Annotated in this window: 15 protein-coding genes; 13 read left to right on the plus strand and 2 right to left on the minus strand. The window is 65.5% G+C overall.

What is annotated here, in order from left to right:
• Positions 1–579 precede the first annotated feature (579 nt).
• On the plus strand, positions 580–2,628 hold the full coding sequence (fusA, locus tag G4G71_RS03570) for an elongation factor G (protein ID WP_169935430.1): 2,049 nt from the start codon (positions 580–582) through the stop codon (positions 2,626–2,628).
• Between the two features lie 235 nt (positions 2,629–2,863).
• Here fusA and gbcB read toward each other — a convergent pair whose 3' ends face one another.
• Positions 2,864–3,967: a glycine-betaine demethylase subunit GbcB gene (gene gbcB / locus G4G71_RS03575; RefSeq protein WP_038803790.1), complete on the minus strand. Its 1,104-nt coding sequence runs from the start codon at positions 3,965–3,967 to the stop codon at positions 2,864–2,866.
• Positions 3,968–4,393: 426 nt separating this feature from the next.
• Here gbcB and gbcA point away from each other — a divergent pair, with 426 nt between their 5' ends.
• The 9 genes from gbcA (at position 4,394) to G4G71_RS03620 (ending at position 15,297) form a co-directional block, all read left to right on the plus strand.
• A complete protein-coding gene (gbcA, locus tag G4G71_RS03580) occupies positions 4,394–5,683 on the plus strand; it encodes a glycine-betaine demethylase subunit GbcA (RefSeq protein WP_045214087.1) in 1,290 nt (429 codons plus the stop codon).
• 633 nt (positions 5,684–6,316) lie between these two features.
• Positions 6,317–7,294 (plus strand): dipeptidase, encoded by a 978-nt coding sequence (locus tag G4G71_RS03585; RefSeq protein ID WP_169935431.1) that lies wholly within the window; start codon positions 6,317–6,319, stop codon positions 7,292–7,294.
• 170 nt (positions 7,295–7,464) lie between these two features.
• Positions 7,465–7,995, plus strand: coding sequence for a 4-vinyl reductase (locus G4G71_RS03590; protein WP_015479613.1), 531 nt, complete (start codon positions 7,465–7,467; stop codon positions 7,993–7,995).
• 94 nt (positions 7,996–8,089) lie between these two features.
• Positions 8,090–10,150: a dimethylglycine demethylation protein DgcA gene (dgcA, locus tag G4G71_RS03595; RefSeq protein ID WP_169935432.1), complete on the plus strand. Its 2,061-nt coding sequence runs from the start codon at positions 8,090–8,092 to the stop codon at positions 10,148–10,150.
• Positions 10,151–10,277: 127 nt separating this feature from the next.
• The gene (gene dgcB, locus G4G71_RS03600; protein ID WP_169942505.1) at positions 10,278–12,260 is read left to right on the plus strand and encodes a dimethylglycine demethylation protein DgcB; all 1,983 of its coding nucleotides are present in this window, start codon (positions 10,278–10,280) and stop codon (positions 12,258–12,260) included.
• A 127-nt stretch (positions 12,261–12,387) separates the two neighbouring features.
• Positions 12,388–13,623, plus strand: a complete 1,236-nt coding sequence (etfA, locus tag G4G71_RS03605) for an electron transfer flavoprotein subunit alpha (protein ID WP_169935433.1) — start codon at positions 12,388–12,390, stop codon at positions 13,621–13,623.
• Positions 13,624–13,740: 117 nt separating this feature from the next.
• On the plus strand, positions 13,741–14,517 hold the full coding sequence (gene etfB / locus G4G71_RS03610; RefSeq protein ID WP_169935434.1) for an electron transfer flavoprotein subunit beta: 777 nt from the start codon (positions 13,741–13,743) through the stop codon (positions 14,515–14,517).
• Positions 14,518–14,773: 256 nt separating this feature from the next.
• On the plus strand, positions 14,774–15,004 hold the full coding sequence (locus tag G4G71_RS03615; RefSeq protein WP_169935435.1) for a hypothetical protein: 231 nt from the start codon (positions 14,774–14,776) through the stop codon (positions 15,002–15,004).
• A complete protein-coding gene (locus G4G71_RS03620; RefSeq protein WP_169935436.1) occupies positions 15,001–15,297 on the plus strand; it encodes a cell division protein ZapA in 297 nt (98 codons plus the stop codon). Before G4G71_RS03615 ends, G4G71_RS03620 begins: the two co-directional genes overlap by 4 nt.
• Positions 15,298–15,810: 513 nt before the next feature.
• On the opposite strand, the gene G4G71_RS03625 is transcribed toward G4G71_RS03620, so the two are convergent.
• Complete coding sequence (locus tag G4G71_RS03625; protein ID WP_045214106.1) at positions 15,811–17,235, minus strand: aspartate ammonia-lyase; 1,425 nt, start codon at positions 17,233–17,235, stop codon at positions 15,811–15,813.
• A 211-nt stretch (positions 17,236–17,446) separates the two neighbouring features.
• Between G4G71_RS03625 and G4G71_RS03630 the strand changes: the two genes are divergently transcribed.
• The 3 genes from G4G71_RS03630 to G4G71_RS03640 all read left to right on the plus strand — a co-directional run bounded on the left by G4G71_RS03630 (position 17,447) and on the right by G4G71_RS03640 (position 20,063).
• Positions 17,447–18,361, plus strand: coding sequence for a LysR substrate-binding domain-containing protein (locus G4G71_RS03630; protein ID WP_169935437.1), 915 nt, complete (start codon positions 17,447–17,449; stop codon positions 18,359–18,361).
• A gap of 113 nt (positions 18,362–18,474) precedes the next feature.
• Positions 18,475–19,062, plus strand: a complete 588-nt coding sequence (locus G4G71_RS03635) for an RNA polymerase sigma factor (RefSeq protein ID WP_169935438.1) — start codon at positions 18,475–18,477, stop codon at positions 19,060–19,062.
• Entirely contained in the window at positions 19,059–20,063 is a 1,005-nt protein-coding gene (locus G4G71_RS03640) for a FecR family protein (protein ID WP_169935439.1), read from the plus strand. The genes G4G71_RS03635 and G4G71_RS03640 overlap by 4 nt, the downstream gene beginning before the upstream one ends.
• The last annotated feature ends 4 nt before the right edge of the window (positions 20,064–20,067 follow it).

Consider the following 20,067-nt stretch of genomic DNA (forward strand, 5'->3'; position numbering starts at 1 on the left):
ATCAAGTCCTTCTTTTCAACCACTTGGGAGCCTGTGTATCGATTTCGGCAAAGGGTCTGTGCACGATCCTTCCTCCGCTATCCCCGGTTTGTGTTGACCCCCTTGTGCGACTCCTGTGGAAAACATCACCTGCGCCACGCCTGGCGGGGCTTTCAAAGGCTTGTTCAAAGTTTGATCAGCGATATATGCAAACGACTGATCCACAGCCACTTTTCCCCAGCGATGCGGACTGCGTGAAACTTTCCACAATCCCTGTGGGGCGAATCTCGCAGAACGTGTGGACAACCTGTACCCAGATCGTTGGAGGCCACGCAGGACGTGCCCCTGGCTCGTCAGTACGTTTTTTGATCAAACGGCGAAAGCCCCGTCATTTCTGGCTTTCAGCGATTTTCTCGACGGGTTTTCCACATTGGCTGTGCAGCGTTCTGCCAGGAAGATGTGGGTGGGCTGTGGATGGATCGCCGCAAGCTGCGCTGCCTCTGGCTCGCGCCGGACTGATCAATAATTGTCCAGGGGCGCCAGGCCCGCTGCCTATAATTCATCCACGGCGGGCAGAAACCCTGGGGGCGCGAGACCATCATGTCCAGTTACTCGGTGGAACAGATCCGCACCGTGGCTCTGGTCGGTCACGGTGACAGCGGCAAGACCCTGCTTGCCGAGGCGCTGCTGCAGCACAGTGGGGCAATTCCCAGCATGGGCTCGCTGGAGCGCGGCGACACTCTCTGCGACTCCGACCCCATGGAGCGCGAGTACCACCACTCCCTGGCCGCTGCGCTGGCGCACTTCGAGCACGAGGGCGCGCACATCCGACTGGTCGACACCCCCGGTTATCCCGACTTCATCGGCCACGCGCTGCCGGCCCTTGCCGCGGTGGAAACCGCGCTGGTGGTGGTGAATGCGCAGAACGGTATCGAGCTGTCCACGCGGCGGATGATGGACTGGGCGGGCGAGCGCGGCCTGTGCCGGATGCTGGTGGTGAACAAGATCGATGCCGAACGCGTTGACCTGCCAGCCCTGTTGGCGGGTTTGCGCGAGTCGTTCGGCAAGGAAGTACTGCCCCTCAACCTGCCCGCCGAGGGTGGCGCGCGGGTTGTGGATTGTTTCTTCAATCCCGACGGGGAGGCTGACTTCTCCTCCGTGGCCGAGGCGCACCAGGCGTTGGTGGACCAGGTGGTGGAGGTGGATGAGGCGCTGATGGCGCATTACCTGGAGGAGGGCGAGGTGGCGCCCGAGGCGCTGCACGAACCCTTCGAGCGTGCGCTGCGCGAAGGGCACCTGATTCCCCTGTGCTTCGTTTCTGCCCGCACCGGTGCTGGCGTACCCGAGCTGGCCGACATTCTCGCGCGCCTCGCACCCAACCCCAGCGAGGGTAACCCGCCGCTGTTCCTGCGCACCGACGACAAGGGCAAGGAACACCCGGTGACCTGCCAGCCGGACCCCAAGGCCCACGTGCTGGCCCACGTGTTCAAGGTGGTGATCGACCCCTTCGTCGGCCGCCTGGCCGTGTTCCGCGTGCACCAGGGCACGATTCGCCGGGAAATGCAGCTGTTCGCCGGCGATGGGCGCAAGTCGTTCAAGGTGGGCCACCTGTTGCGCCTGCAGGGAAAGAAGCACGAAGAGGCGCCGTGGTTGATCCCTGGTGACTTCGGCGCGCTGACCAAGGTCGACGAACTGGAGTACGGGGTGGTGCTGCACGACTCCCACGATGAGGACCACATCCACCTCAAGCCGCTGGAATTCCCCGAGCCGATGCAGGGCCTGGCCATCGAGGCGAGCCGCCGCGGCGACGAGCAGCGCCTGGCGGAGATCCTCCAGCGCCTGCAGGCCGAAGACCCCTGCGTGCGCCTGGACTACAACGCCTCGACCCAGCAGACCGTGCTGCGTGGCATGGGCGAGATGCACCTGCGCTACCTGCTGGAACGCATGGCCGGGCAATACAAGCTGGAGGTGCAGACCCGCGCACCCGCCGTGCCCTACCGGGAGACCGCCACCCGCGTGGCGGAGGGTCACAGCCGGCACAAGAAACAGACCGGCGGGGCGGGGCAGTTCGGCGAGGTGTTCCTGCGCATCGAGCCGCTGCCCCGCGGCGAGGGCTTCGCCTTCGTCGACGCGATCAAGGGCGGGGTGATCCCCGGCAACTTCATCCCCTCGGTGGAAAAGGGCGTGCGCTCGGCGCTGGCGGCCGGGCCGCTGGCCGGTTTCCCGGTGGAAGACGTCAAGGTCACGGTCTTCGACGGCAAGAGTCACTCGGTGGACTCCAAGGACATCGCCTTCCAGGCCGCCGGGCGCAAGGCCATGCTCGATGCGCTGCGCAATGCCGGGGGCATCGTGCTGGAGCCGGTGATGCAGATCGAGGTGACGACTCCCGAGTCGCATCTGGGCGATATCACCGCCGATCTCACCGGCCGCCGGGGCCAGGTGCTGGGTACCGAGTCGTTATCCACCAGCGTGGCGCTGGTGCGTGGGCAGGTACCGCTGGCGGAGATGGACGGCTACGCCAATCGCTTGAAATCCATTACCGCCGGGCAGGGGCTCTACAGCCTTTCCTCCAGCCATTACAGCGCTGTCCCACAGGACGTGCAGCAGCGCCTGGCCAATGGCTACAAGGCAACCCCGGAAGAAGATTGAGCGAATGTGGATAGTTGTCGCAGGCAGGTGCCGCAAAGGCCCGTGCCTGTGCGCTTTCACGCGTCGCCGCAATGGCCTCGCCAGGCTGCTGCAAGCCACGTGGCATGCGGGTTGCAGGTGGGATCGAGGCGGCCAGTCGGGTCGGCCGGAGGTGTCTCCGGCCTTGCGCCGGGACACCTCTGCCCTGTGGATAACTCAGTGGGTAACGTGTGGGGCAGGTGGGGGCAGGCTGTGATCAGTACTCGATCACCACATCGCCCTTGGGCACGCTGCAGCAGGACAGGATGTAGCCTTCGGCGACGTCTTCGTCGGTAATCCCGCCGTTGTGCTCCATCTCCACCTCGCCGGAGCGCTTCATCACCTTGCAGGTGCCGCAGATGCCCATGCCGCAGGCCTTGGGAATGTGCAGCCCGAGCTGGGCGGCGGCGGCGTGGACGGTCTCGCCCGGCGCCACGCGGATGCTCTTGCCGGTTTCGCAGAATTCCACGAGGTTCTGCTCGGCCAGCGGCACGGCCGGCGCTTCGGCGGCCTCGGCGGCCAGTTCCTTCACGTCGGCGCGCACTTCCGGTGGGGTCGGGCCGAAGGCTTCCTCGTGGTAGCGCGACATGTCGTAGCCTTCGGCTTCGAGCAGGCGCTTGACCGCGTGCATGTAGGGCGTCGGGCCGCAGCAGAAGACCTCGCGTTCAAGGTAGTCCGGCGCCATCAGCTGCAGCATCGCCTTGTTCAGGAAGCCCCGGTAGCCGGCCCAGGACTCGCCCATCTCGTACTTCTCGCAGACCAGGTACAGCTTGAAGTTGTTGATCCGCGAGTTCATGTGCTCCAGCTCGCGGTGGTAGATGATGTCCTTGGGCGTGCGCGCGCTGTGTACGAAGACCATGTCGACGTTGGCGTTGGTGTCGAAGAACCAGCGCGACATGGACATCACCGGAGTGATGCCGACGCCGCCGGAGAGGAACAGCACCTTCTCCGCGGGAAAATCGATGGCGTTGAAGTTGCCCACCGGGCCGTGCACCGGGATCTGGTCGCCTTCCTTCAGGTTGTCGTGCAGCCAGTTCGAGACCTTGCCGCCGGGCACGCGCTTGATGGTGATGGAGAAGCTGTACGGCACCGAGGGCGAGCTGGAGATGGTGTAGGAACGCATGATCGGCTGGCCGTCGATCTCCAGCTCCAGGGTGACGAACTGCCCCGGCTTGAAGAAGAACATGATCGGCGCGTCAGCCATGAAGCAGAAGGTGCGCACATCCCAGGTTTCCTGGATGGCTTTCACGCAGCGCACCAGGTGGCGGCCGTTGGCCCAGGTCTGGGTGTTGACCGGGTTGAGGAAGGTGTTCGTCGACATGCTGTCTCTCCGCGCACGCGGGCCGTGCTGGGCCTGATGGGGCAGCGCCGGGGCCCGTTTGCTTACGTCGTTTGAGCGTAGAAAGCACGGGGCCTGTCGGCATGCCTGATGGGGCGGATTGTGTGCACGAGGATGGCCGCTGCATTTACCTGCCAGCGACATTTGCATGCTTATCGCGACCTGCCGCCTGGGACGTGCCGTTGCGCGTCGGGAAATGATCTGGCCGTGTCGCCCATGGATAAGGGTTCCTACAGGGCACGGCCCCACACTCAGCCTCATGCCGAGCAACCCCCAAGGTTGAGCGAGACGGCGGGAAACGGCGCACTCGGCGCGCCTGACACCTGTCGCAATTGCCCTGCGTGGCACACCGTATCAGCCACTTATTTCCGCCGGCAGCCAAACAGGCTGCGGCATGAGGACCTAGCAATGGACGTCACTACTACCCTGAGTCTGGGCGATCCGCTGGAACCGGCCCGCAAGGCCACCGCCGAGATGCTGCGCACTCGCGACCACAGCTTCTCGCTGCCGCAACCCTTCTACAACGACGAACGCCTGTTCCAGCTGGACATGCAGGAGATCTTCCACAAGGAGTGGCTGATCGCCGGCATGACCTGCGAGATCCCCGCCAAGGGCAACTTCCTCACCCTGCAGATCGGCGACAACCCGGTCATCGTCCTGCGCGGCGCCGAGGGCAAGATCCACGCCTTCCACAACGTCTGCCGCCACCGTGGTTCGCGCCTGTGCGTCAGCGACAAGGGCAAGGTCGCCAAGCTGGTCTGCCCGTACCACCAGTGGACCTACGAACTGGACGGCCGCCTGCTGTTCGCCGGCACCGAGATGGGCGCGGACTTCGACATGAAGGACTACAGCCTCAAGCCGGTGAACGTGAAGACCGCCGGCGGCTACATCTTCATCTCGCTGTCGGAGAACCCGCCGGCCATCGATGACTTCCTGCGTACGCTCGAGCACTACATGGAGCCGTACGACATGGAGAACACCAAGGTGGCGGTGCAGACCACGCTGCGGGAAAAGGCCAACTGGAAGCTGGTGCTGGAAAACAACCGCGAGTGTTACCACTGCAACGGCTCGCACCCGGAGCTGCTGAACACCCTGCTGGAGTGGGACGACGTTACCGACCCGCGCGCCAGCCAGGCGTTCAAGGACCAGGTCGCGGCCTGCACCACCGCCTGGGATGCCGAGAAGATTCCCTACGCCCACGCCAGCTTCGGCCTGCGCAACCGTATCGTGCGCATGCCGCTGCTGCAGGGCACCGTGTCCATGACCATGGATGGCAAGCAGGGCAGCAAGAAGCTCATGGGTCGCATCCAGAACCCGGACCTGGGCTCGATGCGCATCCTGCACCTGCCGCATTCGTGGAACCACTGCATGGGCGACCATCTGATCGTCTTCACCGTTTGGCCGATCAGCGCGCAGGAGACCGTGGTCACCACCAAGTGGCTGGTGCACAAGGATGCGGTGGAAGGTGTCGACTACGACGTGGCGCGCCTGCGCGAAGTCTGGGACGCCACCAACGACCAGGACCGCCGCCTGGCCGAAGAGAACCAGCGTGGCATCAACTCCACCGCCTACCAGCCGGGGCCGTACTCCAAGACCTACGAGTTCGGCGTGATCAACTTCCTCGACTGGTACAGCGAGCGGATGTTGAACAACCTGGGCGAGGAATCCGCCCACGCGCGCCTGGTCGCCGAGAAGTAAGCCCCCGCCACCCAGCGCCCCCTTTGCGGGGGCGCTGTCGTTGAAGAGGAATCCACTTGGACGCCATGCTCTTCTACAGCAGCTCCGCCTTCGTCACCGGCCTGGTGGCGTGGAACCTCTTCGCCTGTTGGCGCAAGCGCTGAAATCGCCCTGGTGCAGCGTTAGTTGTAGGAGCGAGCTTGCTCGCGAATGTCCCCCGGCGGGCCCGGTGCCGCCGACGAAATACCCCCTCCCTAACCCTCCCCCTGAAGGGAGAGGGGACTGTTCGTGCAGCGGGCAGATCAAGTGCTCGCTGGTTGACGCTGGTCTTTCCGCGAAATCAGGACCGCTCCCTCTCCCTTCAGGGAGAGGGCTGGGGAGAGGGCGCTTTCAGCTCTCACGCCGCGTCCCGCAACGAAGAGCATTCGCGAGCAAGCTCGCTCCTACAGGTACCGCGAACCCTGCAGCACATGGGGTTCCGCACCACACATTCCCCTGTGCGACGCAAACGCTGTCGCCCATGTCGCGAGGTTGACGCTTTCGGGTCGACCCTGGTCGTTTTCGAACCGGGTCGCCTCGGGGGGCAGGGATATCCTGCCTGCAAAGCGTCGGCACAAGCCCCGGCGCGCCAAGCCTGAGAAGGGGTACGCCAAGATGAGCCCAGCCGAAGTCCACGCCGACAGCATCGTCATCGATGGCCTGATCATCGCCAAGTGGAGCCGCGAGCTGTTCGAGGACATGCGCAAGGGCGGCCTGACCGCCGCGAACTGCACCGTCTCCGTGTGGGAAGGCTTCCAGGCCACGGTGAACAACATCGTCGCCAGCCAGAAGCTGATCCGCGAGAACAGCGACCTGGTCATCCCGGTGCGCACCACCGCCGACATCCGCAAGGCCAAGGAGCAGGGCAAGACCGGCATCCTCTTCGGCTTCCAGAACGCCCATGCATTCGAGGACCAGATCGGCTACGTCGAGGTGTTCAAGCAGCTGGGCGTGGGCATCGTGCAGATGTGCTACAACACCCAGAACCTGGTCGGCACCGGCTGCTACGAGCGCGATGGCGGCCTCTCCGGCTTCGGTCGCGAGATCGTCGCGGAGATGAACCGCGTCGGCATCATGTGCGACCTGTCCCACGTCGGTTCGAAGACCTCCGAGGAAGTCATCCTCGAGTCGAAGAAGCCCGTCACCTATTCCCACTGCCTGCCGTCGGGCCTCAAGGAACATCCGCGCAACAAGTCCGACGCCGAGCTGAAGTTCATCGCCGACCACGGCGGCTTCGTCGGCGTGACCATGTTCGCGCCCTTCCTCGCCAAGGGCATCGACTCGACCATCGACGACTACGCCGAAGCCATCGAGTACGTGATGAACCTCGTCGGCGAGGATGCCATCGGCATCGGCACCGACTTCACCCAGGGCCACGGCCAGGACTTCTTCGAGTGGCTGACCCACGACAAGGGTTACGCCCGCCGCCTCACCAACTTCGGGAAGATCGTCAACCCGCTGGGCATCCGCACCGTGGGCGAGTTCCCCAATCTCACCGAGACCCTGCTCAAGCGCGGCATGCCCGAGCGCGTGGTGCGCAAGGTCATGGGTGAGAACTGGGTGCGCGTCCTCAAAGACGTCTGGGGCGAGTGATTCAACCTCAACAGCGCCCTCTCCCCCAGCCCCTCTCCCGCAAGCGGGAGAGGGGAGCAGAGCCGCCGGCATGCACCTGATCCTCCGCATGCACGGATAGCTCCCTCTCCCTTAAGGGAGAGGGCTGGGGAGAGGGCAACCGCACACACGAATTCTGGAGTCTTGCCACCATGGCCAAACACGCCCCCGAACTGCCCATCGAAGTCGACAGCGAAACCGGCGTCTGGACCACCGACGCCCTGCCGATGCTCTACGTGCCGCGGCATTTCTTCGTCAACAACCACATGGGCATCGAGGAAGAGCTGGGCGCCGAGCGCTATGCCGAAATCCTCTACAAGGCCGGCTACAAGTCCGCCTGGCACTGGTGCGAGAAGGAAGCCGAGTGCCACGGCCTGGTCGGCGTGGAAGTCTTCGAGCACTACATGAAGCGCCTGTCCCAGCGTGGTTGGGGCCTGTTCCAGATCGAGCAGATCGACCTCGACAAGGGCACCGCCCAGGTACGCCTGAAGCACTCGGCCTTCGTCTACGTCTACGGCAAGGTCAACCGCAAGGTCGACTACATGTTCACCGGCTGGTTCGCCGGCGCCATGGACCAGATTCTCCAGGCCCGCGGCAGCGACATCCGCACCGTAGCCGAGCAGGTCTACAGCGGCGCCGAGGAAGGCCACGACGACGGCCTGTTCGTCGTCAAACCCCTCTGATCTTTCGCCCCCTGTAGGAGCGAGCTTGCTCGCGAACAAGCAGCCGCAAGGCCGCCAGACAACAAGAAACCTCTGATCCCGTGAGGATGCCGCAATGGCTTTCGAGGCAATGTTCCAGCCGATCCAGATCGGCAAGCTGACCATCCGCAACCGCGTGCTCTCCACCGCTCACGCCGAGGTGTACGCCACCGACGGCGGCATGACCACCGAGCGCTACGTGAAGTACTACGAGGAGAAGGCCAAGGGCGGCATCGGCCTGGCCATCTGCGGCGGTTCCTCCGTGGTCGCCATCGACAGCCCGCAGGAATGGTGGAGCTCGGTGAACCTTTCCACCGACCGCATCATCCCGCACTTCCAGAACCTGGCCGACGCCATGCACAAGCATGGGGCCAAGATCATGATCCAGATTACCCACATGGGCCGCCGCTCGCGCTGGGACGGCTTCAACTGGCCGACCCTGATGTCGCCCTCCGGCGTGCGCGAGCCGGTGCACCGCGCCACCTGCAAGACCATCGAGCCGGAAGAGATCTGGCGGGTGATCGGCAACTACGCGCAAGCGGCTCGCCGTGCCAAGGCCGGCGGCCTGGACGGCGTCGAGCTGTCCGCCGTGCACCAGCACATGATCGACCAGTTCTGGAGCCCGCGCGTCAACAAGCGCACCGACGAATGGGGCGGCAGCTTCGAGGGCCGCATGAAATTCGGCCTGGAAGTGCTCAAGGCCGTACGTGCCGAAGTGGGCGACGACTTCTGCGTCGGCATGCGCCTCTGTGGCGACGAGTTCCATCCGGACGGCCTGTCCCACGAGGATATGAAGCAGATTGCCAAGTACTACAGCGACACCGGCATGCTCGACTTCATCGGCGTGGTCGGCTCGGGCTGCGACACCCACAACACCCTGGCCAACGTCATCCCGAACATGACCTTCCCGCCGGAGCCCTTCCTGCATCTGGCCGCCGGCATCAAGGAAGTGGTCAACGTGCCGGTGCTGCACGCGCAGAACATCAAGGACCCGAACCAGGCCACGCGCATCCTCGAAGGCGGTTACGTGGACATGGTCGGCATGACCCGCGCGCATATCGCCGACCCGCACCTGATCGCCAAGATCAAGATGGGCCAGATCGACCAGATCAAGCAGTGCGTCGGCGCCAACTACTGCATCGACCGCCAGTACCAGGGCCTGGATGTACTGTGCATCCAGAACGCCGCCACGTCCCGTGAATACATGGGCGTGCCGCACATCATCGAGAAGACCACCGGCGTGAAGCGCAAGGTGGTGGTCGTCGGTGGCGGCCCGGCTGGAATGGAAGCCGCGCGCGTCGCCGCCGAGCGTGGCCACGACGTCACCCTGTTCGAGAAGAAGGACCAGCTTGGCGGGCAGATCACCACCGCCTCGAAGGCCCCGCAGCGCGACCAGATCGCCGGCATCACCCGCTGGTACCAGCTGGAGCTGGCGCGGCTGAACGTCGACCTGCGCCTGGGCACCGGCGCGGACGCCGACACTATCCTCGACCTGCGCCCCGACGTGGTGGTGCTGGCCAACGGCGGCCATCCGTTCCTCGAGCAGAACGAACACTGGGGCGCCGCCGACGGGCTGGTGGTCAGCAGCTGGGACGTACTCGACGGCAAGGTCGCGCCGGGCAAGAACGTGCTGGTCTACGACACCATCTGCGAATTCAGCGGCATGTCGGTGGCGGACTTCCTCGCCGACAAGGGCGCCCAGGTCGAGATCGTCACCGACGACATCAAGCCCGGCGTGGCCATCGGCGGCACCACCTTCCCGACCTACTACCGCAGCATGTACCCCAAGGAAGTGATCATGACCGGCGACCTGATGCTGGAGAAGGTCTACCGCGAGGGCGACAAGCTGGTGGCGGTGCTGGAGAACGAATACACCGGCGCGAAAGAGGAGCGGGTGGTCGACCAGATCGTCGTCGAGAACGGCGTACGCCCGGACGAGAGCCTGTACTACGCGCTCAAGCAGGGCTCGCGCAACAAGGGCCAGATCGACGTCGAGGCGCTGTTCGCCATCAAGCCGCAGCCGTGTCTCAGCGAGCCGGGTGACGGTTACCTGTTGTTCCGCATCGGCGACTGCGTGGCCCAGCGCAACACCCATGCGGCGATTTATGACGCCTTGAGGCTGTGCAAGGACTTCTAACGCCCCCGTAGGATGGGTGGAGCCTGCGATACCCATCGATTGTCGAGGCAGCATGGGTATCGCTGCGCTCCACCCATCCTACGGTCGTCCCGCACCGACTCCGGTCCCTGCGAGGAGACCAATGACAATGCTTAACATCATCCTCCCCATCCTGCTCTTCGCCTCCCTCGGCCTCGCCGTGCTGGGCGCCGTGAAGCGCTTCGCGATGTGGCGCCGTGGCCGGCCCGCGCAGGTCGACTGGATCGGCGGCCTGCTGAAGATGCCGCGCCGCTACCTGGTCGACCTGCACCACGTGGTCGAGCGCGACAAGTACATGTCGAAGACCCACGTCGCCACCGCCGGCGGCTTCGTGCTGGCCGCGCTGCTGGCCATCCTCGTGCACGGTTTCGGCCTGCACAGCCGCATCCTCGGTTTCGCCCTGCTCGCGGCCACCGCGCTGATGTTCTGCGGTGCGCTGTTTGTCGCCAAGCGCCGCCTCGACCCGCCGTCGCGCCTGTCGAAAGGCCCGTGGATGCGCCTGCCGAAAAGCCTGCTGATGTTCTCGGCGAGCTTCTTCATCGCCACCTTGCCGGTGGCCGGAATACTGCCGGAAGGCTTTGGCGGTTGGTTCCTGGCTACAATCCTCGCCATTGGCGTGGCCTGGGGCGTGTCCGAGCTGTTCTTCGGCATGACCTGGGGCGGGCCGATGAAGCACGCCTTTGCCGGCGCCCTACACCTGGCTTGGCACCGCCGCGCCGAACGGTTCTCCAGTAAAGATGGGCGTGGCGGCCGCTCCACTGGCCTCAAACCGCTGGACCTGCAGGACCCGATGGCGCCGCTGGGCGTCGAGAAGCCCACCGATTTCACCTGGAACCAGCTGCTCGGCTTCGACGCCTGCGTGCAGTGCGGCAAGTGCGAGGCCATGTGCCCGGCCTTTGCCGCCGGCCAGCCGCTCAACCCGAAGAAGCTCATCCAGGACATGGTCATCGGCCTCGCCGGTGGCAGCGACGCCAACTTCGCCGGCTCCCCCTATCCCGGTAAGCCATTGGGCGAACACAGCGGCGGCCCGCACCAGCCGATCGTCGCGCTGGACGGCAAGGCACTGGTGGATGCCGAGACGCTGTGGTCCTGCACCACCTGCCGCGCCTGCGTCGAGGAATGCCCGATGATGATCGAGCACGTCGACGCCATCGTCGACATGCGCCGCCACCTCACCCTGGAACAGGGCGCGACCCCGAACAAGGGCGCCGAGGTGCTGGAAAACCTCATCGCCACCGACAACCCCGGCGGCTTCGCCCCCGGCGGCCGGCTGAACTGGGCGGCGGACCTGAACCTGCCGCTGCTGGCGGACAAGCAGCAGGCCGACGTGCTGTTCTGGGTCGGCGACGGCGCCTTCGACATGCGCAACCAGCGCACCCTGCGTGCCTTCGTGAAGGTCCTCAAGGCCGCCAACGTCGACTTTGCCGTACTCGGTCTGGAAGAGCGCGACAGCGGCGATGTGGCCCGTCGCCTGGGTGATGAAGCCACCTTCCAGACCCTGGCCAAACGCAACATCACCACCCTGGCCAAGTACCGTTTCAAGCGTATCGTCAGCTGCGACCCGCACAGCTTCCACGTGCTGAAGAACGAATACGGCGCGCTGGGTGGTGACTACCAGGTGCTGCACCACACGACCTTCATCGATGAACTGGTGCGCAAGGGCGCGCTGAACCTCGGCCAGAGCAAGGCCGCCAGCGTGACCTACCACGACCCGTGCTACCTCGGTCGCTACAACGGCGAGTACGAATCGCCGCGCGCCGTGCTCAAGGCCATCGGTATCGAGGTCAAGGAAATGGCCCGCTCCGGCTTCCGCTCGCGTTGCTGCGGCGGCGGTGGTGGCGCGCCGATCACCGACATCCCCGGCAAGCAGCGGATTCCCGATATGCGCATGGTCGACATCAAGGAGACTGGTGCGGAAGTAGTGGCCGTGGGCTGCCCGCAATGCACCGCGATGCTCGAAGGCGTGGTTGCGCCGCGTCCGGAGATCAAGGACATCGCCGAACTGGTTGCCGAGGTCCTCATCGAGGCCACCGAGGTGCCGGCAAAAAAGCCCTCGCTGGCGCGCCGTGAAGAAGCGGTGGAGGTGCAGTGATGAACAGACCTGAGTATGTAGGAGCGAGCTTGCTCGCGAACAATCCCACCCGAGGAGTTGCGAAGTTCGCGAGCAATAACGAGGGCGTCCCCCTCGCTCCTACAAAAAACACTCTGGAGGCCCGAGCATGAGCGACATCATCCGCCGCGACCCGCGTGCCGAGTGGATCGCCCGCAACCGCCTGCACCCGCTGCATGCGGCCCTGCAAACGGCCCAGGGCGGCGAGAGCCGCTGGATGGGCCCCAACGGCGTGGTGCGAAAGAATCCCCATGCGGTCGGCTTCATCGGCCCCAATGGCGTCAAACGTATCGACCGCTCCGGCAGCCAGCAAGGCACGGCAGGCGGCAAGCGCAGCAGCGCGCCGGATGTGGTGCAACTGCCGCTGGTGACCATCGAGCAACCGGCCTTCCTGATTGCCGTGGTGCCCGACATGGTTGGCGGCCGTCTCTCCAGCCACGACCGCGACCTGCTGGGCCTGGCCCGCAAGCTCGCCGGCAGCGACGGCGCGGTGCTGGCCGTGGTATTCGGCGAGCATAAGGAAAGCGCCTTCGATACCGCCGGCGTCGATCGCCTGCTGCAGATCGAGGGCGACGAATACGACGGTTACGCTCCGGAACAACGGGTGCTGGCGCTGCGCTCGGCCAACAGCCAGTTCTCTCCGCGCCACTGGTTGCTGCCCGACAGCCGCACCGGTGGCGGCGAACTGGGCCGCCGGCTCGCCGCCAGCCTGGGCGAACGCCCGGCGACCCGCGTCTGGCAGGCCGAAGGCGAGCGCTGCATCGGTCGCGCCGGAGCCGGTCAGCAGGACCTGCACCGCGACCTGCCGCGCCTGGTCCTGGCCGCTGCCGAGTGCGCCGAGCCGGTCAGCGAAACCCGCCATGAAGCCCGTGCCGTGGAGCTGGAAAGCAACGTCGCACGCAACCTGCCGCGCATCGAGGACCTCGGCCCGGTGGCGGTGGACCCGGCGCAGATTCCCATGGCCGAGGCGGAGTTCATCCTCTCGGGCGGCAACGGTGTGAAGGACTGGGAGCTGTTCCACCGCGCCGCCGTCGCCCTTGGCGCCACCGAAGGCGCGTCCCGCGTGGCGGTCGACGACGGCCACATGCCGCGTGCCCGGCAGGTCGGCGCTACCGGCACCTGGGTCACTGCGCGGGTCTATCTCGCCGTCGGTATTTCCGGGGCTATCCAGCACCTGCAGGGCATCGGTTCCTGCGACAAGGTGGTGGCGATCAACATGGACCCGGGCTGCGACATGATCAAACGCGCCGACCTCTCGGTGATCGGTGATTCTGCCGCGATCCTCAAGGCGCTGATCGAACTGGCCGAAGCCCATCGCAACGGAGCGGCGCGCGATGCGGCCTGAAATGGGTTCCCTCGTAGGGCGGATAAAGCCGAAGGCTTTATCCGCCGCCAACGCATCATCGGCGGATAGCGCTGCGCGTTATTCGCCCTACGCCAGCTTGAAAGCCCGAGGTGGCTTATGAACGACCTGAACATCGTCGCCCTGGTCTCCATCGGCGCCCACCCCGCCTCCGGCCGCGCGCGGCGCGCCGACCAGGATGCCCGTGCGGTGGAACTGGGCATGAACCTCGCCGGCAAGCGCCTGCGCGTCGTGCATGCCGGTGATGCCGGGGAAGAAGCGCTGCGCGGTTACCTCGGCATGGGCCTGGATGAACTGGCCGTGCTCGAACAGCCTGCCGGTGCCGACGCACTTCCAGCATTGGCCGCCTACCTGGGCGACAGCGATGCGCAACTGGTGCTCACCGGCACCCAGGCGGAAACCGGTGAAGGCTCCGGCATGTTGCCCTTCCTGCTGGCCGAGCGCCTCGGCTGGCCGCTGGTGGTCGGCCTGGCGGAAGTGGAGAAGGTGGAAGGCGGAAGCGCCCAGGTGCTGCAGGCATTGCCTCGCGGCCAGCGCCGTCGTTTGAAGGTGCGCCTGCCCTTTGTCGCCAGCGTCGATAACGCCGCGCCGGTCGCTCGCCAGAGCGCCTTCGGCCCGGCCCGCCGCGGCTATCTGGAAGCCCACGAAGTGGAGGTCGTGGACGACCCACTGCTCGCCGACGGCAACCTGCAACCCGCGCGCCCGCGGCCCAAGCGCCTGAAGGTGATCAAGGCGAAGACCGGCGCCGAACGCATGAAAGCCGCGACTGCCAAGGCTTCTGGCGGCACCGGGCAGGTGCTCAAGGACGCCTCTCCCGAAGCGGGTGCCGAGGCGATCTTCAAGCTGCTGCGCGAGGAAGGCGTGATTCGCGTCTGATGATGGAGTCGTCGGAAAACGATCGCGGACGGAGTCCGCTCCTACGCACAGAAATCTCCGTAGGAGCGGACTTTGTCCGCGATTTTTCGGTCCAAACTCCGCTGATAGCCGGAAATCATTGAAATGACACGAGAATTATCTCGTAAGCCATTGAATTGACAGCATACGGCTTGTCAGAAGAACCGCGTTTTTGCTGGCCCCGCCGCGCCCCTTTCTTTATCCTCCGCACCCTTTGAAAGGCTTTGCGGAGGCTCCCATGCTCGATTCCACCCTCGAACAACTTGAACAGCTGGTCGCCGAACTGCTGCAGCAGAATGAAGTGCTGGTGCAGGACAACGCCGCTGTGCGTGAAGAGCTGCTCAAGGCCCGTGAGGAAAACGACACGTTGCAACTGTCGCTCATGGAGCAGGAAGAGAAGCACAACGCCACCGCGACTCGCCTGCAGGCGCTGATCCGCCGCGTCAGCGACAGCCGCGCCAGCGCATGAGTGGCGACGGTGTCCGCGTCCTGCGCATCCTCGGACGCGAATACAGCGTCCGGGCGCCGGCCGGTGAAGAGCGCCGGTTGCAGGACGCGGCCGCGCTGTTGCAGGCGGAGATCACCGCCAGCAAGAAGAAATTCCCCTACGTCACCAGCAATGAGCTGATGGTGCTCTCCGCGCTCAACCTGTGCGCCCGCCAGCTCGGCTCGCATGACGAGGAGTGCGACGAGGCGGACGCCGTGGCGCGTATCGCCGCCCTCAATCGGCGGATTCTCGATCACCTGCAACGGCAGGATTGATCCTCCGCACCGCCTGCTTTTTGTAGGAGCGAGCTTGCTCGCGAACCCCTCCCGCGCCGGTATTGCCGGGGGGGATCGTGTTCGCGAGCAATGACGATGGCGTCCCCCCGCTCCTACAGAAGCCATCCGGCCATGACCGGAATTTCAGAGAAGTGTTTTGTAGGGCGAATAACGCGCAGCGTTATCCGCCCCACGGTCCTGTGCGACTCATGCCAATCGCGGACGGAGTCCGCTCCTACGAAACCTGAAACTGCGTAGGAGCGGACTTCGTCCGCGATGTTTTTTCGCCGCGCCCGAATTTCAGGCAAAAAAATAGGGACACCGGGGTAAGCGGTGTCCCTTCTAAAGGAGAGTGGGCCAAGAGGCCCCTCAACCGGTGAGACGTGGCGCCTCGGGTAACCCCGCGGCGCCGGGTATAAAAGAAGGGACTGGGGGTAACCAATCCCTGAAAGGTGAGGGAGGAATACTCCCCCTCAACCGGTGAGACGTGCCCGGCTCGCGCCGGGCGGATGATCAGGCGCGCAGCGGAATCAGGCGCGGGGCGATCATGTTTTCCGGCAGCAGGATGTCGGCCAGGGTGGCTTCGTCCAGCAGCTTCTCCTCGCGAACCAGCTCGAGTACGCCGCGGCCGGTTTCCAGCGCAGTCTTGGCGATGCGGGTGGAGTTCTCGTAGCCGATGTACGGGTTCAGCGCGGTGACCAGGCCGATGCTGTGCTCCACCAGCTGGTGGCAGCGCTCGACGTTGGCGGTGATGCCGGTGATGCAATGCTCGCGCAGCATGTCCATGGCGCGCTGGAGCAGGCGGATCGAGTCGAAGATCTTGTAGGCGATCAGCGGCTCCATCACGTTCAGCTGCAGCTGGCCGCCTTCGGCCGCGATGGTCAGCGCCAGGTCGTTGCCCATGATTTCGAAGGCGCACATGTTCACCGCCTCCGGGATCACCGGGTTGACCTTGCCCGGCATGATCGAGCTGCCCGGCTGGCGCGGCGGCAGGTTGATCTCGTTGATGCCGGTGCGCGGGCCACTGGACAGCAGGCGCAGGTCGTTGCAGATCTTCGACAGCTTGACCGCGGTGCGCTTGAGCATGCCGGAGAACAGCACGAAGGCGCCCATGTCGGAGGTGGCTTCGATCAGGTCGGCAGCCGGGACGACCGGGTGGCCGCTGATTTCGGCCAGGCGCTCGACGGCCAGCTTCTGGTAGCCGGGGTCGGCGTTGATGCCGGTACCGATCGCGGTGCCGCCGAGGTTCACTTCGGTCAGCAGTTCCGGCGCCAGGCGACGCAGGCGGTCGAGGTCTTCGCCCAGGGTGGTGGCGAAGGCGTGGAATTCCTGGCCGAGGGTCATCGGCACCGCGTCCTGCAGCTGGGTGCGGCCCATCTTCAGTACGCCGGCGAACTCGACGCCCTTGGCGGCGAAGGCCTGAATCAGGCTGTCGAGGCTGGCCAGCAGGGTGTCGTGGCCGAGCAGCAGGCCCAGGCGGATGGCGGTCGGGTACGCGTCGTTGGTCGACTGCGCCATGTTCACGTCGTTGTTCGGGTGCAGGTACTTGTACTCACCCTTGGTGTGGCCCATGGCTTCCAGCGCGATGTTCGCGATCACTTCGTTCGCGTTCATGTTGGTGGAAGTACCGGCGCCACCCTGGATCATGTCCACCACGAACTGGTCGTGGAAGTCGCCGCGGATCAGGCGGGCACAGGCTTCGCTGATGGCAGCGTGCTTCTCGTTCGACAGGTGGCCAAGCTGGTGGTTGGCATCGGCTGCCGCCTGTTTGACCATCGCCAGGCCGACCACCAGTTTCGGGTAGTGCGACAGCGGCACACCCGAGAGGCGGAAGTTGTTCACAGCGCGCAGGGTCTGGATGCCGAAGTAGGCGTCAGAAGGTACTTCGAGGGTGCCGAGGAGGTCTTTCTCGATGCGGAACGATGCAACAGGGGACATGACGGGGATTGTCTCAGGAAAACACGGCCAGTGCCGCGATGCCCGGTAGACTAGGGTTTTCACCTTTCGTCGGCCAATGCTGTTAAAGGCTGCCTCATGCACGAACGGCATAATGTACCCTGTGACGAATTGATGACGGCGAGCGTGTGACTGTGCTACGCGCGCCCGGCTCCTGACCAATCGATCAGCGCGTGAATGCGTTGGAGTTGACGTGAACCTCGAGACCAAATGGCTGGAAGACTTCAGCGCCCTGGCCACCACCCGCAGTTTTTCCCAGGCCGCTGAAAAGCGCTTCGTTACCCAGCCGGCCTTCAGCCGGCGCATCCGCAGCCTGGAGGACGCCCTCGGCCTGACCCTGGTGAACCGCCAGCGCACACCCATCGAACTGACCGAGGCCGGACAGCTGTTCCTCGTCACCGCCCGCGCCGTGGTCGAGCAGCTCGGCCAGGTGGTGCGCCACCTGCACCATCTGGAAGGTGGGCAGGGCGAGGTGCTGCAGTTCGCCGCCGCGCACTCGCTGGCGCTGGGCTTCTTTCCACCGTGGATAGCGCGACTGCGCTCGGAAGGGCTGAACATTGCCAGCCGCCTGGTGGCGACCAACGTCGGCGAAGCGGTACACCTGCTGCGTGAAGGTGGTTGCGACCTGATGATGGCCTTCTATGACCCGGATGCTGCGTTGCAGATGGACCCGGAAGTCTTCCCCTCGCTGCACCTGGGGCGCACCGAGATGCTGCCGGTGTGTGCGGTCAACTCCGCCGGCGTCCCGCTCTACGACCTGGACAGTGGGCAGAGCGTGCCGTTGCTGGCCTACAGTGCCGGCGCCTTCCTCGGTCGCGGGGTCAACCTGCTGCTGCGCCAGCGCAACCTGCGCTACACCACCGTCTATGAAACAGCGATGGCCGACAGCCTTAAAAGCATGGCGCTGCAAGGCATGGGCGTTGCCTGGGTACCGCGCCTGAGCATGGAGTCCGAATTGGCGCGCGGCGAACTGGCGCTGTGCGGCGGTCCGCACTGGATCGTGCCACAGGAAATCCGCCTGTACCGCTGTGCCCTGGTGCGCAAGGCGCAGATCCGTCTGCTGTGGCGCAAGCTAGAAGGTGGACTGGGGTTGGACGAAACGCCCTGAGGCGGACAGCCGGGGCTGTTCCGTTTATTTGATAAGAATTATCATTTGCGGCTTTCCAGGGTCTTCCCCTCGCACCGGCTTCGGTGCGGACCGCTGGCGAGCGTGCAGCCCCGATGTCCCATTCCGAACGCCCGGCCGATTCCCGCGCCGCGGACGCCCCGGCGCCCGCCGAGGCGCTGCCGCGCGAGGATTTCCTGCGGGTGTTCCTTTCCCAGCGTCCGCGTATGGAAGCCCTGGTACGACGCCGCGTCGGTTGCCGGGCCACGGCGGCGGACCTGGTCCAGGACCTGTTCCTGCGCTTCTGGAAGCGCCCGCAGGCGCCGGTGGAAGAGCTCGGCAGCTACCTGCTGCGCAGTGCGCGCAACCTCGCCATCGATCATCTGCGCGGTGAAGATTCGCGCGGGCGAACCCTGAGCGCGCTGCTGCCCGACGATGACGACGCGCAGCCTTCGCCCGAGCAGGCGGTCCAGGCCGGCGCCGAACTGGACCTCATCGAAGACGCCCTGCGCAAGTTGCCCGAACGCACCCGCCATATCTTCCTGCTCAGCCGCGTACACGGCCGCACCTACGGCGAGATTGCCGCGGCCATGGGGCTTTCCCAGAGCGGCGTGGAAAAACATATGATGCGCGCCCTCGATGCCTGCAAGGCGAGCCTTGAGCCCGCCTCGCCGGCCCATCGCCGTGGAGCCGCCGACCGATGAAGCCTGAAATCGCCACCTCGCCCGAGGACGCCCAGCGTCAGGCGCGCCAGTGGCTGCTGCGCCTGAACGACGCTGGCGGTGACGCGTGGCTGGGGGCTTTCCAGGCGTGGCTGGCGGCTGATCCGCAACATGCCCGCGCCTACGCCGAAGTCGATGCGCTCTGGCAGGCCAGCGCCCTGCCGGCGCAGCGGTTGGCGGCGGAAGAGGGCGATGCTTTGGGCGCGCATCTCGCTGCGATGGACCGCCCGGCGCCGCGCCGCGCGCAGACCAATCACAGGCGTTGGGCCTATCCGCTGGCCAGCGCCGCCTGCCTGCTGCTGATGCTGTGGGCCGGCGGCTGGTGGTCGCCGGGTCACTGGCTGACGGACCTTTCCGCCGACTACGTCAGTGCGCCGGGCGAAGTGCGCGAAATCACCCTGGGCGACGGCTCGCGCCTGACCCTGGACGCCGACAGCGCCGTCGCCGTCTCCCTGGATGGCGAACAACGCCGCGTCGACCTGTTGCGCGGTGCTGCGTCCTTTGCCGTGAAACATCTGCCCAAGCCCTTCGTGGTGCGCGCTGGAGAGGGTGAAGCGCGGGTGCTGGGCACCGAGTTCGAAGTCCGTCGCCAGGGCGAGCAGACCCGCGTCACGGTCGCCGAAGGCCGCGTCTCGGTGCGTGGCAGCCATGCCGTCGGCATGCCGGAAGTGGTGCTTGGCGCTGGCGAACGGGTCAGCATCGACGGCACGCGGCTCGGTGATGCGCAGCCCGCCGACGCCCAGGCCGCGCTGGCCTGGCGCCAGGGCTGGCTGACCTTCTACCGCGCGCCGCTGGGCGAGGTGCTGGAGCGCCTGGGCACTTACTACCCGGGCCGCATCGTGCTGCTGGACAGCGAGCTGGCGCAGCGCCGGGTCAGCGGCAGTTTCCGCAGCACCGATCCTCAGGCGGCGCTGGATTCCCTGCAGGCGGTGGTGGGCTTCCATCAGCAGCCTCTGCTCGGTCGCTTCGTGCTGATTCGCTGAGGGC

This window comes from Pseudomonas multiresinivorans (assembly GCF_012971725.1).
Classification (GTDB): Bacteria; Pseudomonadota; Gammaproteobacteria; order Pseudomonadales; family Pseudomonadaceae; genus Pseudomonas; species Pseudomonas multiresinivorans.